Raw genomic sequence first — 19044 nt, 5'->3', positions numbered from 1 at the left:
GCGGACTAGAGCTCGAAGCGGGCGACGCGGCGCAGCTTGTTCATCGCGTCCAGGGCCGCGACCTTGTACGACTCCGCCAGCGTCGGGTAGTTGAAGACCGCGTCCACCAGATAGTCGATGGCGCCGCCGCAGCCCATCACCGCCTGGCCGATGTGCAGCAGCTCCGTCGCCCCGGTGCCGAACACGTGCACGCCCAGCAGCGAGCGGTCCTCGGGTGAGACGAGCAGCTTGAGCATCCCGTACGTGTCGCCGATGATCTGGCCGCGGGCCAGCTCGCGGTAGCGGGAGACGCCGACCTCGAACGGCACCTGTGACTTGGTCAGCTCGTCCTCGGTGCGGCCGATGAAGGAGATCTCGGGGATGGTGTAGATGCCGATCGGCTGCAGCGGGGTCATGCCGGCCAGCGGCTCGTCGCAGGCGTGCTGGGCGGCGATCCTGCCCTGTTCCATGGAGGTGGCGGCGAGCGACGGGAAGCCGATCACGTCGCCGACCGCGTAGATGTGCTCCACCGCGGTGCGGTAGTGCGCGTCCACCGCGATCCGCCCCCGGTCGTCGGCGGCCAGCCCGGCCTGCTCCAGCCCGAGGTGGTCGGTCATGCCCTGGCGCCCGGCCGAGTACATGACGGTCTCGGCGGGGATCTTCTTGCCGCTCTCCAGCAGCGTGATGGCGCCTCTCGGCCGGCGTTCCACGGCGGCGACCGTCTCCCCGAACCGGAAGGTGACGGCCAGGTCGCGCAGGTGGTACTTGAGCGCCTCCACGATCTCCAGGTCGCAGAAGTCGAGCATCCGCTCCCGCCGCTCCACCACCGTCACCTTGGTGCCGAGGGCGGCGAACATCGAGGCGTACTCGATCCCGATCACCCCGGCGCCGACGACCACCAGCGACTCCGGGACCCGCTGGAGGTTGAGTATGCCGTCGGAGTCGATGATCGTCTGCTCGTCGAACTCCACCGACTCCGGCCTGGCCGGGCGGGTGCCGGTGGCGATGATGATCTTCCGTCCGCTGATCTTGACGGCCCGTCCCTGCTCGTCGGTGACGTCCAGGGTGTGCGGGTCGGTGAAACTGGCGGTGCCGGTGAAGACGGCCACGTGGTTGCGCGAGAGCTGGCTGCGGATCACGTCGACCTCGCGGCCGATCACGTGCTGGGTCCTGATGCCCAGGTCGCCGACGGTGATGTCGTCCTTGACCCGGTAGCTCTGCCCGTACATCTCCCGCTGGTTGAGCCCGGTCAGGTAGAGCACGGCCTCGCGCAGGGTCTTGGACGGGATCGTGCCGGTGTTGATGCAGACCCCGCCGATCATGTTGCGCCGCTCGACCACGGCGACCCGCTTCTCCAGCTTGGCGGCGGCGATGGCCGCCTTCTGCCCACCGGGCCCGGAACCTATGACAACCACATCGAAGTCGGCCACACCGCCAGTGTGCGTGCCGGTGACGGTCTGGAGAAGCCCGAATCCCGGCTGTCAGGCGGTGGCGCCGGCCGGGACGCGGTCGACGATGCCGCTGGAGCCTTCCTGCCGGGCGCAGTGGGCGCAGCAGTACCAGTGGTCGCCCGACTGGACGCCGTGGCCGATGACCTTGGTGCCGCAGTGCTCGCATACCGGCGCCATCTTGTCGATCGCGCACTGGAAGGAGTCGAAGGTGTGGGTTCTGCCCTGGGCGCGGACCTCGAACGCCATGTCGTAGTCGTTGCCGCATGACTCGCAGACAGCCATGATGATCCCCCCTGATCATTAGTGATGTCCGTGCAGAGGTCTCATATCCGCAGAAGGCCGCCCTATTCAGATTTTTCCGGACTGTCACATCCAGCGGGGCTGCCCCGTCCATGTCGCGTCGGCTACGACTCACCATGGAGGTATCGATGACTCAGCGGCTCAACGTCGCGGCCCTCGCCCCCGAGCCCTACCGGGCGTTCCTCTCCGTCGAGGGGTTCCTGGGCAACTGCGGGATCCCCCACGCCACGATCGGGCTCATGAAGCTGCGCGCCAGCCAGATCAACGGGTGCGCGTTCTGCGTGGACATGCACAGCCGTGATCTGAAGAAGGACGGCGAGAGCGACGAGCGGGTCTGGTCGGCGGCCGCCTGGCGGGAGACCACGGTCTACACGCCCGCCGAGCGGGCGGCGCTGGCCCTGACGGAGGAGGCTACCAGGCTCGCCGACCACGGCAAGGGCGTCTCCGACGAGGTCTGGCAGGAGGCGGCCGAGCACTACGACGACAAGCAGCTCGCGTCGCTGGTGGTGGCCGTCGCGATGATCAATGCGTGGAACCGGCTCGCCGTCACGACCCGGGCCGTCCCCGGCGGCGGCGTCTGACACTCACCGGGCGGGCGTCACGGCGCCCGCCCGGTGCGGACAAATGCGTTGAGCGTACGACGCGCGCCCGGTTAGGTTGGCGCCAGGCGAGAGGGGGCACACCATGAAGCGCGTGCGCATCGTCAGGACGACGACCAGGCGGCGTCCGGTCCGCGGCGCGGACCTTGACCTGCGATCCCCGTCGGGCCGCCGCCTGCCCTACTGAATTTCTGTCTTACACCGCCCTTACCCGGGTTTCTGTTAATAACATAGGTAACAGGAACATCACGGGGGGAGGACGATGAGAAGGCTGGTGACGGTCCCGCCGCGCATCGCCACGCACAAGATCCGCGACATCCGGTCAGTGGCCGTGCACCGCAAGCAGGCGGCCGTCGATCCGAAGGTCGTCGACCTGCGGGCCTACACGGGCCGCAACGTGATCCGCTTCCCCGACGGCCCCACCCCCGCGGCCTAGACCTCGTAGAGCTTCTTGCGGTAGGCGGCGTCCGAGTAATACGTCTCCAGCTCCTCAAGGGTCTCCGGTGTGGTCTGCAGCTCCTTGACCAGGGTGGCGTGCGACGGCAGCGGGTCGGGGCCCCACTTCTCCGGCCGCCAGAGCGCGCTGCGCATGAACGCCTTGGCACAGTGGAACATGATCTGCTCGATCTCCACGACCAGGGCGAGCTTGGGCCGATGACCCTTGACGATCATCTCGTCGAAGAACGGCGCCTCCCGCACGAGCCGGGCACGGCCGTTCACACGCAACGTCTCGTTGCGGCCGGGGATCAGGAAGATCAGGCCGACGTGCGGGTTGGACAGGATGTTGCGGAACCCGTCGGCCCTGCGGTTGCCGGGGCGCTCGGGGATGGCGATCGTGGTGTCGTCGATCACGTGGGCGAACCCGGCCGGGTCGCCCTTGGGCGAGACGTCGCAGTTGCCATCGGCGTCGGCCGTGGCGATCAGGCAGAACGGCGAGGTCGCCAGCCACTGGCGGTCACGGTCGTGCAGGCGGGTGCGCTCCTTCGTCGCCGCCCGCGGCATCACTTCACCCAGCAGCTCGCGCAGCTCGGCCTCGGACTCGATCTCCACCCAGCTCATCCGCTCTCCTTTCACGCCCATCCCGGACATTGTGTCAGGAAAGCGCTTCCGGGCCAGAGAGGGTCACCAGCGGCGGGCCCGGGCCATCGCGCCCAGCAGCAGATCGCGCTCGACCGCGAACCGGGCCGGATCCGTCCTCTCCCGCTCCGCGCGCAGGTGGAGCATCGTCAGCTCGGTGGCCGCCTGCTGGTAGTCGCTCATCTCACGGCCCAGCCCGGCGCCCCTGGCCCACTTGCGGGCCGCGCGACGGGCCGCGATCGTCGTCAGCATCCCCACGTCCTGCTCGGTGACCAGGCCGGTGTGACCGTACAAGGGGAGATAGGCGCCCATCCGTGAGACGAGCTGCCTGCGCTCCACCACCGTGATGACGATCAGCCCGATGAGCACCAGCATGATCACCAGGTACGCGCCGGCGACCGCCGCCAGCGACCCGCTGGAGGCCGCGCCGTTCCACAGGGCGTGCAGGAAGACCGCGCCCAGATAGCCGAGCGGGATCGCGGCGAACCGGGCGGCGTTGCGGCGCGTCAGCGCGTACGCCACCCCCACCCCGATCATCGACGTGTACACCGGGTGGCCGAGCGGGTCGATCAGCCCGCGGATGACGAACAACTGGAAGGCCGCGCCCGCCCCTTCCTCACCGAAAGCCGTCAGGTAGTAGCCGACGTTCTCCACGGTCGCGAAGCCCAGCCCGGCCATGGACGCGTACACGATGCCGTCCGTCAGCCCGTCGATCTCCCGCCGCCGCCGCAGGAGCAGCAGCAGCGCGGCGCCCTTCAGCGCCTCCTCGATGACCGGCGCGAGCACCACCGCGCTGATGAGGTTCACGGCCTGCTGACCGTAACCGGCGCGGGCGAACAGCTCGATGCCCACGACGCTCAGCAGGATGGCCAGCCCCACCGCCACCCCCGCGCCCCAGCTGAACGAGAACGCCAGATGCAGCTTCGGCTCCGGCTCCAGCCGGTCGAGCGAGAGCACCGCCGCCAGCAACACCGGCAGCGGCGCGATGGCCAGCAGCGCCGACAGACCGAAGCCGACGGGCCCGCCGCTCAGCAGCAGCACCGCGAGCACGCCCAGCGCCAGCAGGCCGGACAGCACCAGGGCGATGATCAGCGCCTTGCTGGGCCGCTGGTCGAGCATCGGGGTTTGCGGCGGAACCGTCATGGCAGGCCCTCCCTTTCCATGGACACCCAGCATGTCGCGTCCTGATCGACGCCCGGTTTCAGAACGGTTGACGAAACCATGGCGAACACGCGCCGAGCAATCTATCGAAGCCCCGTACCCGGGTAGAGGTCACCGGCATGATGGCGAAACTGTACGAGCGATGGCTGCTCCACCTGTGGCAGGGCGAATTCTCCCTAGCCCACGAACTCGTCACCCCCGGCTTCGTCGGCCACTGGCCGGGCATGGACGTGCACGGCCCCGACCAGCTGATCGAGACGCTCCGCCAGGGACACGAGCCGTTCGACGACGTCACGATCACCCTCGACGTCGGCCCCGTCGTCGACGGCGACCACGTGGCCGCCCGCTGGACCTTCGCCGGCGCCTACCGGGGCGGCATGCCCGGCGCCACCGCGGCCCCCGGCACCCGGATCGCCTTCAGCGGCCACGACATCCTGCGCGCCGAGGACGGCAGGTTCGCCGAGTACTGGGTCATCTCCGACATCCAGTCGCTCTCCCGCCAGCTCGGGACGGGCTGACACGCCCCGACCCTGGTGACGGCGCCGCGGCCGGAAGCGCGAACGAGGTGCCGGATCGGCACCGGCACCTCGTTAGCGGACGATCTACCCCTCGCTCAGCTGCAGCCGCTGGTCGAGCCGCAGCCCTCGCAGACGTAGCAGCTGCCCGCCGGGCGCATCTTGGTGCCGCACGTCATGCAGAGCGGCGCGTCGGCGGTGAAGCGCTGGTGGCTCTCCAGCGTCAGCTCCTTGCTGGGCTCCTGCTTCGGCTTCTCCTCGATCGGCGCCGACTGGGCCAGCGACTCCACCGTCTCCTGCAGCGCCGCCGGGTCCTCGCCGCGCTGCTGCGCCGCCCGCTCGGCCGCCGAGAAGATGCCGAGCGCCGCCCGCTCCTCGTAGGGCAGGTGGTCGAGCGCCAGCCGCCGGAAGATGTAGTCCATCACCGACGTCGCCATCCGGACATCCGGGTCGTCCGTCATGCCCGCCGGCTCGAAGCGCATGTTGACGAACTTGCTCATGTACGTCTCCAGCGGCACCCCGTACTGGAGCCCGATCGAGATCGCCACCGAGAAGGCGTCCATGACGCCCGCCAGCGTCGAGCCCTGCTTGGACATCTTCAGGAAGACCTCGCCCAGCCCGTCATCGGGGTAGGAGGAGGCGGTCATGTAGCCCTTGGCGCCGCCGACCGTGAACCGCGTCGTGGTGCTCGGCCGCTGGTTGGGCATGCGCCGCCTGGTCGGCCGCGCCACCTCCACGACCTTGACCTCCGGCTCGGCGGCCTTCGGCTCCTCCTTCTTGCTGCCGCCTGCCGACAGCGGCTGGCCCACCTTGCAGTTGTCGCGGTAGACCGCCAGCGCCTTCAGGCCGAGCTCCCAGCCCTCACGGTAGACCTGCTCGATGTCGTCGATCGTGGCCGACTCGGGCAGGTTGACCGTCTTGGAGATCGCGCCCGACAGGAAGGGCTGCGTCGCCGCCATCATCCGCACGTGACCCATCGGCGCGATCGCCCGCTCGCCCATCGCGCAGTCGAACACCTCGTAGTGCTCCTGCCGCAGGCCGGGGGCGTCGACCACGTGGCCGTGCTCGGCGATGTACTCGACGATCGCCTCGATCTGCTCCTGCTGGTAGCCGAGCTTCACCAGCGCCCGGGGCACCGTCTGGTTGACGATCTGCATCGACCCGCCGCCGACGAGCTTCTTGAACTTGACCAGCGCCAGGTCGGGCTCGATGCCGGTCGTGTCGCAGTCCATCATCAGGCCGATGGTGCCCGTGGGCGCGAGCAGGCTGGCCTGGGCGTTGCGGTAGCCGTTCCGCTCGCCCAGCTTGAGGCACTCGGCCCACTGCCGCGACGCCTCGGCGTGGATCTTGGAATCCATCGCGCCGATCGCGCGCAGGTTGTCGTTGGCCGCCGCGTGCTTGCGCATCACCCGCTTGTGCGGCTCGGCGTTGCGCGCGTAGCCGTCGTACGGGCCGACCACCCCGGCCAGCTCCGCGCTGCGGCGGTAGGACACGCCGGTCATCAGCGACGTGATCGCCCCGGCCACCGCCCGGCCACCGTCGGAGTCGTAGGCGTGACCCGTCGCCATCAGCAGGGCGCCCAGGTTGGCGTAGCCGATGCCGAGCTGCCGGTAGGCGCGCGTCGTCTCACCGATCTTCTCCGTCGGGAAGTCGGCGAACGTGATCGAGACGTCCATCGCCGTGATGATCAGCTCGGTCAGCTTGACGAAGTTGGACACGTCGAACGAGCCGTCGTCCTTGAGGAACTTCAGCAGGTTGATGCTGGCCAGGTTGCAGGACGAGTTGTCCAGGTGCACGTACTCGGAGCAGGGGTTGCTGGCCGTGATCCGCCCGGTCTCCGGGGTGGTGTGCCAGTCGTTGATCGTGTCGTCGTACTGCACGCCGGGGTCCGCGCACTCCCACGCGGCCTTCGCCATCTTGCGGAACAGGTCGCGGGCGTCGACGGTCTCGATCACCTCGCCGGTGAGCCGGGCGCGCAGGCCGAACTTCTCGCCCTTCTCCACCGCGCGCATGAACTCGTCGGAGACCCGCACCGAGTTGTTGGCGTTCTGGTACTGCACCGAGACGATGTCCTTGCCGCCGAGGTCCATGTCGAACCCGGCGTCACGCAGCGCGCGGACCTTGTCCTCCTCGCGCGCCTTGGTCTCGATGAACTCCTCGATGTCGGGGTGGTCGACGTCGAGCACGACCATCTTGGCGGCCCTGCGGGTCGCGCCACCGGACTTGATCGTGCCGGCGCTGGCGTCGGCGCCGCGCATGAACGACACGGGACCGCTGGCGGTGCCGCCGCTGGAGAGCAGCTCCTTGGACGAGCGGATGCGGGACAGGTTGACGCCCGACCCGGAGCCGCCCTTGAAGATCACACCCTCTTCCTTGTACCACTCCAGGATCGACTCCATCGTGTCGTCCACGGCGAGGATGAAGCAGTTGTGCACCCGGAGGTTGCCCGAGAGGTATTCGCCGCTCTCGGTCTGAATGTCGTAGACCTCCATCGGCCCGAGGTCCTCGACCCGGTCGATCTCCAGCCGCTTGGTCGCCTTCGACGGGTGTCCCGGCTTGTCGAAGCTCGCCTCGAGCTTGCCGGACTTGGTCTCGTCGACGAAGCCGATCTCGTCGGCGAAGGTGCGCCGGTCGCCGGCGGACTGGATGCGCAGCGTCCAGCAGCCCTTGCGGTCGTCGCGGGCGTCCTTCTTGAAGCCGACGCGGGCGTAGATGCCGAAGCGCAGCAGCAGGCGCTGCATGCCGCGGATCAGCTCCTCGGAGATCATGTCGACCTCGACGACGGTGGAGCTCTCCCTCGCGGAGACGAAGCCCTCGGCCTGGAAGACGCTGCGGAGATAGGCGGCCACCACCGGCAGCGGAGCGGTGAAGAGGCCGGCGGGGACGGACATGTCGACGCCGCGCCGACGCAGGTCCCACTTGTCCACGAAGCCTTCCAGCGACTTGCCGTAGAGGCGGGTGCGCCGGCAGTCGAGCGAGGTGTCCTGCGTCTCCACCGTGCACTCCTTGCGGTGCACGTCGGGGAACGCGACGTCGAGGGCTCGGGTCACCCAGGCGAGCTCGGCGTCGTTGACGGTCATCGCCTCGATGGTGAGGGACTTGTTGGTCCCTTCGTACTGTCCGACGAAGCCGTCGGACTGCAGCCAGCCGGCGAGGGCCGCCTCCGCCACCTCGGTGAAGTCGATCTCGCCTTCGCCGAACGCTTCGCGCCGGTGCCACTCGAGCTGGTCTCCGGGATTGAGGGTGGCGGCCTCCACGAAGTGGCCGGTGCCGTCGCCGGTGGCCTTCCACACCAGGTGGTCGCCGGTGACGTCAAGCGTGTAGCCCGCCTTGGTGTGCAGGCGCAGCACGTTCTTCACGCCGTTGGCCTTGGTGGCGATGACGCGGGTGAGGCCGTGGGCGTCGTAGACCTTGGCGCCGATCGCGTTGTCCTGGACGAGCTTGCCGATCGGGACGAGCCCGTCGGGCGTGCTCACCAGCGCGTCGTACGGCTGGCAGGCGCTCACCTGCTGGGGCGACTGGGTGCCGACGTTGAACCAGACCGGGGAGTTGAAGGCGAAGATCTGGTGGACCAGGGCGTACTTCAGCTCGTGGTCGAAGATCTCGGCGTCCTCGTCACTGGCGAAGTAGCCGTGGTCCAGGCCGGTCCGCGTGTAGACGCCGACGACCCGGTCGACGAGCTGCTTCAGGCTGTGCTCGCGCTGGGGTGTGCCGACCGCGCCGCGGAAGTATTTGGTGGTCACGATGTTGGTCGCGTTGATCGACCAGAAGTCGGGGAACTCGACGCCCCGCTGCTCGAAGTTGACCGAGCCGTCGCGCCAGTTGGTCATGACGACGTCGCGGCGCTCCCACGCGATCTCGTCGTACGGGTGCACGCCGGGCGTGGTGAAGATCCGCTTCATCTTCAGACCCTTGCGGGGACGCTTGCCTCCGCGCGCCACTGATCCGCTGGACGTCTCCGTCATGACTCCCCCTTCTCCGCCTTCAACTGTTTGATCTCGGCCTCGAAGTCCGCCAGGCTCTCGAAACCGCGGTAAACCGATGCGAACCGCAGGTAGGCCACCTCGTCGAGCTCGCGCAGCGGCCCGAGGATCGCCAGCCCCACTTCGTTGGAGGCGATCTCGGCCGCGCCCTTGGCCCTGATGGCCTCCTCCACCCTCTGCCCCAGCTGCGCCAGTGAGTCCTCGCTGACCGGTCTGCCCTGGCAGGCTCGCCGCACGCCCGCGACGACCTTGTCACGCGAGAACGGCTCGGTGACTCCGCTGCGCTTGCTGACCATGAGGAGCACGGTCTCCTGGGTGGTGAATCGCCGCCCGCATTCGGGGCAGGTGCGCCTGCGCCTGATCGCCGCGCCGTCCTCTGTGGAGCGGCTGTCGATGACCCTGGTGTCGGGGTGGCGGCAGAACGGACAATGCACGCTTACGCCTCCTCGTTTCAGGGGTCACCACAGGCACGGCATCCGCCTCTGGGGACGCTCGCGCACGCACCGGAGCTTCTGTCTGGTGCGGTCGCCGAAACACAAGGTGTGGTGAACTACATCGGTGTAACTACTAGATGTTGTGGTCCAACCGTAGAAGCGCGCGACCATGAACGCAAGTTGGCCGGGCCCGCCCGGCCGAAGTCGCTGATCAGCCCCCGCGTCCCCGCCCCGCCTCGGCGTGTCGTCCGGGACGTGTCACTTTTGTTGGTACGTGTCACGTACGTGATGTTTGTTCACAGGAGGCTCGCGGGCATCGCACGGTCACCTATTGTCCCTGGTGTAAAGGGGTGCCGACGCCATCGGCGCCGTGGAGGCGGGTGCCCGTCCGTCTGGTCGGACTCGTCAGCCTGTCGAACCGCTTTGCCTCGTCCGCGACGGAGCCTAGGTCCTCGCCGGGGTGGACGCCGGCGCCGCTCAGGTTGTCGCCTTCACGCACCTGCGCCCACGACAGGCCGACGGCGCTTCTCGGGGCTGGCGCCTTCACGCACCTGTACCCACGGCGGGCCGACGGCGCTCCACAGGTCGTCACCTTCACGCACCTGCGCCCACGACAGGCCGACGGCGCCCGGCGAGCGCTCGACCCCTGCGTGGCCGGCCGTCCTGGTGCCGAGCCAGAACCCGCCCAGCGACAGCAGCGCCATGACCAGCACCAGCGCCGCGCGGCCCCGCCGCGTCAACCGCACCGGCGCGGTCTCGGCCGCGCCACCCCGCAGCCTCTTCCCTGCCCGCGCACGCCGCCCACGGTCCGCCCCCGCGGAGCGGCCCACCCTGTCGGCCTGCGTGGTGCCGCCGGTCCTGCCGACCTGCGTGGCGCGGCCGGTCCTGTCAACCTGTGCGGCGCGACCGGCCCTATCGATCTGCGTAACGCGACCGGCCCTGTCGATCTGTGCGGCGCGACCGGCCCTGTCGATCCGCGCGAACCTCGGGAACCAGCCCATCCTTGGCCGGCCGAGCTGCGCTGGAGTCCCGGGCACGACGACGCGGCGACGCGACCGCACCGCGTCCCCTTCAATCGCGCCGTCCCCCTTACGCGTCCGGCGCCTCGGCGCCTGGTCCACCGGGATCCGCTCCCCTTGCACTACGCGCGCAATCCCCTTGGGCACCATCGACGCCCCGTCCCGCCTGAGCCCCCGCACCCGGGCCGGGGAAACCGGCGACCGCTCAGCGCGACCGCCGCCGGGCCCGTCTTCGCCGGTGAGGCCGGAACGCCGCAAAGGGCCGTCGTCCGTCAGGCGCCTTTCCGGCGCACCCTGCCTCCGGCGCCGCTCCACGACCCGCCGCTCGCCCCCCGCCTGGCGCCCACCGTTGACAACCTGACCGACTCCCGGCGCGCGCCCTCCCGTACGGACAGGCCCACCGTTGACGACCTGGCCGGCTCCGGGCACGCGCTCACCCGCCGCCCGGCGCCTGCCATTGACGGCCTGGCCAACTCCCGGCCCACGCTCTCCCCCTCGAACGGACCCGCCGTTCACGACCTGACCGGGTCCAGGCGCACACTCTTCCGTACGGACGGACCCGCCATTGACGACGCCTCCCGGCGCACGCTCGCCCGCCGCCTGGCGCCCGCCGTTGACGATCTGACCGGCTCCGGGCGCTCGTTCTCCCTCTCGGACGGACCCGCCGTTGACGGCCTGGCCGGCTCCGGGGGCGCGCTCTCCCCCTCGGACGGGTCCACCGTCGCTTCGCCCCCACCTGCCAGGGCCGGCGTCCGAGTCGGGGCGGGCTGGGGGGACGAGGTACAGGTGGGGGCGCTTGCCGTCGGCGGCCCATCGCGATCGAGGGCCCGCTCCGCCGTCGTTATTCCGCCTGGGCGCTTCGGGGCGAGGGTGGCGTCCCTGAGGGCTCCCCTCCTGGGTGGCGTCGACGATGAGGGTGAGGCGCTTGCCGTGGTCGCCGGTCGGATCCGCCATCAGAGCATCCCGTGGATGCGCGCTGCGCGGTGGCTCCGTCTGGTCGTTCGCATGATGGACCTCCCGCCGTCGTGGCCCCCGGAAACGGCCGTAGAAAGATCGGCAAATCGAACACGGTGTCGATCGAACTCCCGTACGATGTTCTACACCACACTGCCGACATTTTCGAGGAAGACTCGAACAACTGTTTGAAGATGATCTTCAACAGAGATACGGTCGCTGTGTGCGACATCAGGACCACGGACCGGGAGCCTCGCCCGCGGGGCGGGTTGCCGGGCGAGGAGGAGAGGCATGAGCGAGCGGGATGACGCCAATGGGGTCAGTGACCTCGCGGTGCGAAGGCGTGACTCACTGGGGCTGACCCCCAGGCAACGCAAGATCCTCGAGGTGATCCGCGACTCGGTGCAGCAGCGCGGCTATCCGCCGTCCATGCGCGAGATCGGCGAGGCCGTCCAGTTGACCAGCACGTCCAGCGTGTCGCACCAGTTGACGGCTTTGCAGCGCAAGGGCTATCTGCGGCGAGACCCCCACCGCCCGCGCGCGCTGGAGGTGCGGCTGCCGGGTGAGCCGGTGCTGTGGGTCGACCCCGACACCGCCACCGACGACGCCCCCGTCAACAGGCCCACCGCCGCCTACGTCCCGCTGGTCGGCCGCATCGCCGCCGGTGGCCCGATTCTGGCCGAGGAGAGCGTCGAGGACGTCTTCGCGCTTCCCAAGCAGCTGGTCGGCGAGGGCACGCTCTTCCTCCTGCAGGTCACCGGTGACTCGATGATCGACGCCGCGATCGCCGACGGCGACTGGGTCGTGGTCCGGCAGCAGCCGGTCGCCGAGAGCGGCGACATCGTGGCCGCGATGATCGAGGGCGAGGCGACGGTCAAGACCTTCAAGCGCAAGGACGGCCACGTCTGGCTGGTGCCGCACAACGACAACTACGAGCCCATCCCCGGCGACGAGGCCAGCGTCCTGGGCAAGGTCGTGGCGGTCCTGCGCCGCCTCTGACCCCTCGCCGTGTGAGACGCGGTGCGGCCGTCCCGCACCGCGCTCCTCACCGGCTCTCGCCCACCAGCCCGCCGATGGCCGCCGTCCTCCTCTCCACGCGCGTCCTGTCCGGCGGGCGCCTCTCCGGCTGCCCGGGTTCCATGGTTCCGTCGCACACGGCGCGTCTCCGGGCAAGTGCACCTACCTCCACCCTTGTCCGGTAACCAGCCGCATTCCGGCGGTTGATCGCAGTCCATAATCTCGGCGGCATGGAGAAGATCGAGACGAGGCCGAGTGCCGGGCGGCGGCTGGCCGGGGCCGGCCTGTGGGTGCTCCAGGTGGTCATGGCGGGCATGCTGCTGATGGCGGCGATGGGCAAGTTCACCGGGGCTGAGCCGTCGGTGTCCACGTTCGAGGCGATCGGATGGGGCGACTGGTTCCGCTACCTGGTCGCGGTGCTGGAGGTCGCGATGGCGGTGTGCCTGCTGGCGCCCCCGGTGGCCGGAGCGGCCGCGCTGGCGGGCGCCGGGCTGATGGCCGGTGCGGTGCTGACCGAGGCGTTCGTGAGCGGCGGGCCTGTGGCGCTGCCGCTGGTCCTGCTCGTGGTGAGCGGGCTGATCGCGTGGGGGCGGCGTGATCGTACGGACCGGCTGTGGCGGTCGCTGGCCGGCGGCTGATCCGTACGAAGGCCGACATTCCTAGAATGTCTGGGTGAGCGACACATTCGTGGGCGAAGCGTTCAAAGCACGCAACGACGGGCTCAAGTGGGCGAAGGCCGACCCGGGGGTCATCCCCGCGTGGGTGGCCGACATGGACCTGCCGTCCGCTCCCGAGGTGGTCGAGGCGCTGCGCCGCCGGGCGGAAGGCGACCTCGGCTATCCCTCGTGGCTCGACAGCCCCCAGAGCGGGCCGCTCGCCGAGGCGTTCGCGGAGCGGATGGCCGCCCGATACGGGTGGGAGCCCGATCCGGGCCTGGTCCGCTCCTACTCCGACATCAACCAGGCCCTGCAGGTGCTGCTGCACGTGTGGACGGCCCCGGGAGACGGGGTGGCGCTGCACACCCCGGCCTATCACCCGTTCCTCGGCACGCTGGAGACCATGGACCGGCCGCTGCGCCCCATCCGGCTCGTGCCGGACGGCGACTCGTGGCGCGCCGAGATCCCCGACCTGTCCGGGTGCAAGGTGCTGCTGCTGGTCAACCCGCAGAACCCGACCGGCCGCGTCTTCACCAGGGCCGAGCTGGAGGAGCTCGCCGAGCTGGCCGAACGGCACGATCTGCTGGTCATCTCCGACGAGATCCACGCGGACCTGGTGTACGAGCCGAACCGGCACATCCCGTTCGGCACGATCCTGCCTCACCGGACGGTCACCCTGACCTCGGCCACCAAGGCGTTCAACCTGGGCGGGATCCGCTGCTCGGTGGCGCACCTCGGCTCCCCCGGGCTGCGCGGGGCGCTGGACGCCCAGCCGCCGTTCCTCTTCGGCTCGGCGAACGTGTTCGGCGTGGAGGCGACCGTGGCCGCCTGGCGGCACGGTGACGCCTGGCTGGCGGACACGGTCGCGCTGCTCGACCGGAACCGGCGCGCCATCGCCGAACACCTGCCCGAGGGCGTCACGTACCGTGTGCCGGAGGCCACCTACCTGGCGTGGCTCGACTACGGCCGTCCCGGGGTGGCGGAGCAGCTGGAGCGGGAGGCGAAGGTCCTCCTCAGCGACGGCGCCGTGTTCGGGCCGGGCGGCGAGACGTTCGTCCGGCTGAACTTCGCCACCTCCGAGCCCGTTCTCGCCGAGATCCTGCGGAGGATAGCCACCGTGACGCCCTGATCGGGCGGGGACGGCTCTCCGGACGAGGAGCCGTCCCCCGGGGTCGTTACGGCAGGGGCGGGAGGTCGGGCGGGGTGGCGGCGGGGCGCTCCTCCAGGGCGGAGAGTGCCAGCTCCACGGCCTTCTCCAGCTGGGGGTCGCGGCCGGCCGCGCGGTCCTGGGGTGTCATGACGACCTCGACGTCCGGGTCGACGCCGTGGTTCTCCACTCCCCAACCGTGCCCTTCCAGCCAGAACGAGTACCGCGGCTGGGTGACGACGGTGCCGTCGACCAGCGAGTAGCGCGAGTCGATGCCGATCACGCCGCCCCAGGTGCGGACGCCGACGAGGGGGCCGATGCCGCGGTTCTTGATGCCGGCGCTCACGATGTCGCCGTCGGAGCCGGCGAACTCGTCGGTCACGGTGACGACGGGCCCGCGCGGGGAGTCCTCGGGGTAGCGCATCGGCTGGTGGCCGCGGACCCGGATCCAGCCGGTGACCTTGCGCGACAGCTTCTCCAGGATGAGCTCGGACACGTGCCCGCCGCCGTTCTCGCGCACGTCCACGACGAGTCCCTCGTACGCCATCTCGGTACGCAGGTCGCGGTGGAACTGCGCCCACCCGGACGCCACCATGTCGGGCACGTGCAGGTAGCCGAGCCGCCCGCCGGACGCCTCCCGGACGAACGCGCGCCGGCCCTCGACCCAGTCGTGGTAGCGCAGCCGGGTCTCGTCGGCGATCGGGGTGACCACGACCTTGCGGGTCTCGCCGCCCGCGGCCGGGCGGACGGTCAGCTGGATCGGCTGGTTCGCGGTGCCCGCCAGGAGCGGGAGCGGCCCGCGTACCGGATCGACGGGGCGGCCGTTGACGGCGACGAGGGCGTCGCCCTGGCGGACCGCGACGCCGGGCGCGAGCAGCGGCGAGCGCGCGTCGTGGTCGGACGACTCGCCCGCGATGACACGCTCGACCCGCCAGGTGCCGTCCTCGTCGCGGGCCAGGTCGGCGCCGAGCAGGCCCTGGCGGCGGCGCGGGTCGACCGTGGGGCCGTTGCCGATGGCGTACGCGTGGGAGGTGCCGAGCTCGCCCTGCACCTCCCAGAGCAGGTCGATCAGCTCCGAGTAGGCGCCGATGCGCTCGGCGAAGGGCGCGTAGCGGTCGAGGACGCCCTGCCAGTCGACGCCGTTCATGTCGGCGCGCCAGAAGTGGTCGCGCATGAGCCGGCCGGCCTCGCGGTAGCCCTGCCGCCATTCGGCGACGGGGTCGAGCTGGACGGCGACCCGGTCGAGCTCGATGGTGACGACCTCGTCGCCCTCGCTCGCGGAGCGGGTCTGCAGGCCGTTCTTGCCGTTGAGCACGAGCCGGGTGCCGTCGCCGCTCACCTCGAAGGCGCGGAACTCCTTGCCCAGCTCGCTCTTGGCGCGCTTCTTCAGGTCGTAGCGTTCCAGCGTGATCTCGCCGGCGGGTTCGGTGCCGTCGCCGAGCCGGCCGGCGAGCGGGTGTCGCAGCCACAGCAGCGCGTCCTTGGCGGTGCGCAGGTTCACGTAACGGCCGGCGGGCACCGGGACCGGCACCACGCGGGAGGCGAGCCCTTCGGGGTCGACCTCGGTGCGCGGCGGCGCGTCGTCCTTCTTCTTCTCCTCCGCCTGCGGGTGGTCGTCCTCGCCGTTGAAGCCCCGTCCCTGCAGGCTGGGGTCGAACGGGGAGGGGGTGGTGGCGCGCAGCGGCACGAGGTACGGGCGGCAGCCGACGGGGAACGACAGGTCGAACACGTGCGCGTCGTACACCGGGTCGAACGTGCGCACCGACAGGAACGCCAGGTGCTTGCCGTCGCGGGTGAAGACCGGGTCGTAGTCGGCGAAGCGCAGCGGCGTCACCTCGATGGTGGAGGTGCCGTCGACGCGGCCCATCTTGATCTGCGACAGCGGCTCCTGGTGCGGGTGCACCCAGGCCAGCCAGGCGGAGTCGGGAGAGAACGTGAGCCCGCTGATGTCGCCGTGGCCGGTGCGGTCGAGCTCGCGGTGCGCGCCGGTCTCGACGTCGACGACCAGGAGCCGGCCGTCGTGGGTGGCGACGGCGGCGTGCTTGCCGTCGGGCGAGGCGGCCAGGTCGAGCACGCGGCCCAGCTCGCCGGCGGCGAGGGTGCGGATCTCACCGCCGGGGGTGCCGATCTCCAGGCCGTCCTCGCCGGTGGCGTCGGACACCCAGAGGGCGCGGCCGTCCGAGTCGAGCACGCGCGGCAGCCGTACCCGGACGCCCGGCTCGGCGCGGAGCGTGCCGGCGGGGCCGTCGCGGTGGGTCACCCAGTGGGCGGTGCCGCGGATCTCGACCGCGCTGGCACGGCCGGTCGCGTCCGGGGAGAACCCGCCGGCGCGGGCGGGCGCGGGCCGCTTCGCGCGGGCCGGGCGCGGCCCGCCGAGCTTGATGTCGAGCCGGTACGGTTCGGCGTCGAGGCTCTCCAGCAGCCACAGGTCACCGGCGTGGCTGTAGACGATCCGCTCGCCGTCGGTGGTGGCGTGGCGGGCGTAGAACTCCTCGTGGCCGGTGTGCCTGCGCGGGTCGGAGCCGTCGGGCAGGGTCGAGTAGAGGTTGCCGATGCCGTCGGTGTCGGCGAGGAAGGCGATCCTGTCGCCGATCCACATGGCGGCCCAGTGCTGGGCGGGGTTGTCGGCGAACAGGCGGGTGAACTCTCCGGAGCCTTCGGCGTCGATCCAGATCTTGCCGGCGGTGCCGCCGCGGTAGCGCTTCCACTGGGACGGCTCGCGCCACATGGGCGAGACGGTCACCACCCGGTCGCCGCTGACGGCGACTTCGCTCACCCACCCGTACGGCAGGCGGGTGGCCGGGCCGCCGTCGAGCGGGACGGCGTGGGCCCACGTCCTGGTGCGGCCGCCCTGCCCGGCGGCGCTGACGACGTGCACCTGCCCGTCGGCGCTCCATCCGCGCACCTGGGTCGACGGGCTCCCCCAGTGGGTGAGCCGCTCGCCTTCCGGCCCGTCGAGCTCGGCGGCGAACGCCTCGGGGGCGCCCTCGCGGGTGCTGGTCCAGGCGATGCGGGCGCCATCGGGTGAGAGACGGGGGTTCGACACGGGGGTGCGGTCGGCGGTGAACCGCCATGCGCGCCCGCCGGCGATCGGGGCGAGCCAGACGTCGTCGTCGGCGACGAAGGTGACCAGGTCACCGCACAGGTGGGGGAATCTCAGGTATGCGCCAGTTGTCACAGGTAGACACTAGTGCGCGCTCCGCCGAGGGGATGACACGATTTCGCGCCGAGGGCTGCGAGGAATGAAGACACGGTCAAAACCGGACAGACTCCCGGATGTCGTGAAAAATCACGGGAAGGGGGTGTTGCGACGCATAGTCGGGAGGCATACATGCGTATCTTCGCCCGTCCTCACCAGATCCCGCCCCGCGTGGCGGCGGGGGCGTTCATCCTGAACTCCGGCCTGAGCAAGGCCGGCGCCGACGAGGGGACCGCCGCCGGCACCCATGGGATGGCCGTCGGCGTCTACCCCTTCCTGGAGAAGCACGAGCCGCAGGAGTTCACCAGGCTGCTGGCCAAGAGCGAGATCGCGCTCGGCGCCGCGCTGCTGCTGCCGATGGTGCCCTCGCTGCTGGCCGGGGCGGCATTGACCGCCTTCGCCGGAGGGCTGCTCGGCCTCTATCTCAAGACCCCCGGCATGCGTCAGGAAGGCAGCCTCAAGCCCACGCCCGAGGGCATCGGTCTGGCCAAGGACGTCTGGATGCTCGGCATCGGACTCGGGCTGGTGCTGGAGGAGCTGGGCGACCGGATGGCGTCCCCGTACGCCGGAAAGTAGGGCCACCATGGCAGAGTTCGGCTACACCCTGATGTGCGAGCAGACGCCCGCACGGCAGCTCGTGGACTTCGCCGCCAGGTCCGAGCAGGCCGGCTTCGACTACGCGGTCATCTCCGACCACTACTTCCCGTGGCTGGAGGAGATGGGTCACTCACCGTACGCCTGGTCCGTGCTCGGCGCCGCCGCGCAGGCGACCGAACGCCTGCCTCTGATGACGTACGTGACCTGCCCGCTGATGCGTTACCACCCGGCGGTGGTGGCGCAGAAGGCCGCCACGATGGCGGTGCTGAGCGAGGGCCGGTTCTCGCTCGGGCTCGGCGCGGGCGAGAACCTGAACGAGCACGTCGTCGGCGAGGGCTGGCCGTCCGCCGACGTCCGCCACCGCATGCTCCGCGAGGCGGTGCGGATCATCAGGGAGCTGCTCGGCGGCGGTTACGTCACCTTCCAGGGCGAGTTCTACGACGTCGACTCGGCCAAGCTCTACGACCTGCCGGACGATCCGGTGCCCATCGGCATCGCCGCCTCCGGCGACGCCTCGGCGCGGCTCGCGGCCGAGTACGGGGACGTCCTGGTCGTCAACGAGCCGATGCCGGACGTGGTGCGGAGTTTCCAGAACGACGGCGGCTCCGGCAAGCCGGTGTACGGGCAGCTCGCGATCGCCTACGACACCGACGCGGAGGCGGCGAAGGAGCGGGCCCACCGGCTGTGGCGCTGGTCGGCGGTCGGCGGCTGGAAGGTGATGGCCGAGCTGCCCGGCCCGGTGAACTTCCGCGCCGCGGCCGGCACGGTCAGGCCCGACGACGTGGCGGGGAGCGTCCCGTGCGGCGCCGACGTGGACGCGGTCGTCGAGGCCGTCCGCGCCTACCTAGAGGCCGGCCACACGCACGTCGCCCTGGTCCAGATCGGCGCCGACCAGCAGGAACCGTTCTTCCAGTGGGCGGAGAAGGAGCTCCTGCCCGCTCTGCGCCGCCTCTGAG

The 19044-nt window shown here is 70.5% G+C and carries 16 protein-coding genes; 8 read left to right on the top strand and 8 right to left on the bottom strand.

Annotated features, from left to right (window positions below):
* Nucleotides 1-5: 5 nt before the first annotated feature.
* Nucleotides 6-1409 (bottom strand): Si-specific NAD(P)(+) transhydrogenase, encoded by a 1404-nt coding sequence (gene sthA, locus FR742_RS06790; protein ID WP_148030146.1) that lies wholly within the window; start codon nt 1407-1409, stop codon nt 6-8.
* A 51-nt stretch (nt 1410-1460) separates the two neighbouring features.
* Nucleotides 1461-1712: a hypothetical protein gene (locus FR742_RS06785; protein ID WP_148030145.1), complete on the bottom strand. Its 252-nt coding sequence runs from the start codon at nt 1710-1712 to the stop codon at nt 1461-1463.
* A 146-nt stretch (nt 1713-1858) separates the two neighbouring features.
* Here FR742_RS06785 and FR742_RS06780 point away from each other — a divergent pair, with 146 nt between their 5' ends.
* Entirely contained in the window at nt 1859-2311 is a 453-nt protein-coding gene (locus tag FR742_RS06780; protein WP_148030144.1) for a carboxymuconolactone decarboxylase family protein, read from the top strand.
* 280 nt (nt 2312-2591) lie between these two features.
* Nucleotides 2592-2765 carry a hypothetical protein gene (locus FR742_RS44380; protein ID WP_187281029.1) on the top strand — a complete coding sequence of 58 codons (174 nt, stop codon included), beginning with the start codon at nt 2592-2594 and terminating at the stop codon, nt 2763-2765.
* On the opposite strand, the gene FR742_RS06775 is transcribed toward FR742_RS44380, so the two are convergent.
* Together FR742_RS06775 and FR742_RS06770 are read right to left on the bottom strand one after the other, a co-directional pair.
* A complete protein-coding gene (locus tag FR742_RS06775; RefSeq protein WP_261808384.1) occupies nt 2762-3409 on the bottom strand; it encodes a pyridoxamine 5'-phosphate oxidase family protein in 648 nt (215 codons plus the stop codon). The two genes, FR742_RS44380 and FR742_RS06775, sit on opposite strands and share 4 nt — an antisense overlap.
* Before the next feature lie 42 nt (nt 3410-3451).
* A complete protein-coding gene (locus tag FR742_RS06770) occupies nt 3452-4549 on the bottom strand; it encodes a PrsW family intramembrane metalloprotease (protein WP_187281028.1) in 1098 nt (365 codons plus the stop codon).
* A 137-nt stretch (nt 4550-4686) separates the two neighbouring features.
* Between FR742_RS06770 and FR742_RS06765 the strand changes: the two genes are divergently transcribed.
* Nucleotides 4687-5085: an ester cyclase gene (locus FR742_RS06765; RefSeq protein ID WP_148030142.1), complete on the top strand. Its 399-nt coding sequence runs from the start codon at nt 4687-4689 to the stop codon at nt 5083-5085.
* A gap of 95 nt (nt 5086-5180) precedes the next feature.
* Here FR742_RS06765 and FR742_RS06760 read toward each other — a convergent pair whose 3' ends face one another.
* From FR742_RS06760 to FR742_RS06750, 3 genes are all read right to left on the bottom strand, one after another.
* Entirely contained in the window at nt 5181-9047 is a 3867-nt protein-coding gene (locus FR742_RS06760) for a vitamin B12-dependent ribonucleotide reductase (RefSeq protein ID WP_148030141.1), read from the bottom strand.
* Nucleotides 9044-9499 (bottom strand): transcriptional regulator NrdR, encoded by a 456-nt coding sequence (nrdR, locus tag FR742_RS06755; RefSeq protein WP_148030140.1) that lies wholly within the window; start codon nt 9497-9499, stop codon nt 9044-9046. The genes FR742_RS06760 and nrdR overlap by 4 nt, the downstream gene beginning before the upstream one ends.
* Nucleotides 9500-9990: 491 nt before the next feature.
* Entirely contained in the window at nt 9991-10560 is a 570-nt protein-coding gene (locus FR742_RS06750; RefSeq protein ID WP_148030139.1) for a hypothetical protein, read from the bottom strand.
* A gap of 1203 nt (nt 10561-11763) precedes the next feature.
* Here FR742_RS06750 and lexA point away from each other — a divergent pair.
* The 3 genes from lexA (at nt 11764) to FR742_RS06735 (ending at nt 14274) form a co-directional block, all read left to right on the top strand.
* On the top strand, nt 11764-12471 hold the full coding sequence (gene lexA, locus FR742_RS06745) for a transcriptional repressor LexA (RefSeq protein WP_148030138.1): 708 nt from the start codon (nt 11764-11766) through the stop codon (nt 12469-12471).
* Nucleotides 12472-12719: 248 nt separating this feature from the next.
* Nucleotides 12720-13127, top strand: a complete 408-nt coding sequence (locus FR742_RS06740) for a DoxX family protein (RefSeq protein WP_148030137.1) — start codon at nt 12720-12722, stop codon at nt 13125-13127.
* 34 nt (nt 13128-13161) lie between these two features.
* Nucleotides 13162-14274, top strand: a complete 1113-nt coding sequence (locus tag FR742_RS06735) for a MalY/PatB family protein (protein WP_261808383.1) — start codon at nt 13162-13164, stop codon at nt 14272-14274.
* A gap of 46 nt (nt 14275-14320) precedes the next feature.
* Here the strand turns inward: FR742_RS06735 and FR742_RS06730 are convergent, their stop codons facing one another.
* Nucleotides 14321-17470 carry a S41 family peptidase gene (locus FR742_RS06730; protein ID WP_148030136.1) on the bottom strand — a complete coding sequence of 1050 codons (3150 nt, stop codon included), beginning with the start codon at nt 17468-17470 and terminating at the stop codon, nt 14321-14323.
* Between the two features lie 153 nt (nt 17471-17623).
* Between FR742_RS06730 and FR742_RS06725 the strand changes: the two genes are divergently transcribed.
* Together FR742_RS06725 and FR742_RS06720 are read left to right on the top strand one after the other, a co-directional pair.
* Nucleotides 17624-18067 carry a hypothetical protein gene (locus tag FR742_RS06725; protein WP_148030135.1) on the top strand — a complete coding sequence of 148 codons (444 nt, stop codon included), beginning with the start codon at nt 17624-17626 and terminating at the stop codon, nt 18065-18067.
* 7 nt (nt 18068-18074) lie between these two features.
* The gene (locus FR742_RS06720) at nt 18075-19043 is read left to right on the top strand and encodes a TIGR03557 family F420-dependent LLM class oxidoreductase (RefSeq protein ID WP_148030134.1); all 969 of its coding nucleotides are present in this window, start codon (nt 18075-18077) and stop codon (nt 19041-19043) included.
* Nucleotide 19044 lies beyond the last annotated feature (1 nt).

Origin of the sequence: Nonomuraea sp. C10, assembly GCF_008017515.1 — a bacterium.
Taxonomy (GTDB): Bacteria; Actinomycetota; Actinomycetes; order Streptosporangiales; family Streptosporangiaceae; genus Nonomuraea; species Nonomuraea ferruginea.
Note: the sequence above shows the minus strand (reverse complement) of the source record. Positions and strands in the feature narration are given on the sequence as shown.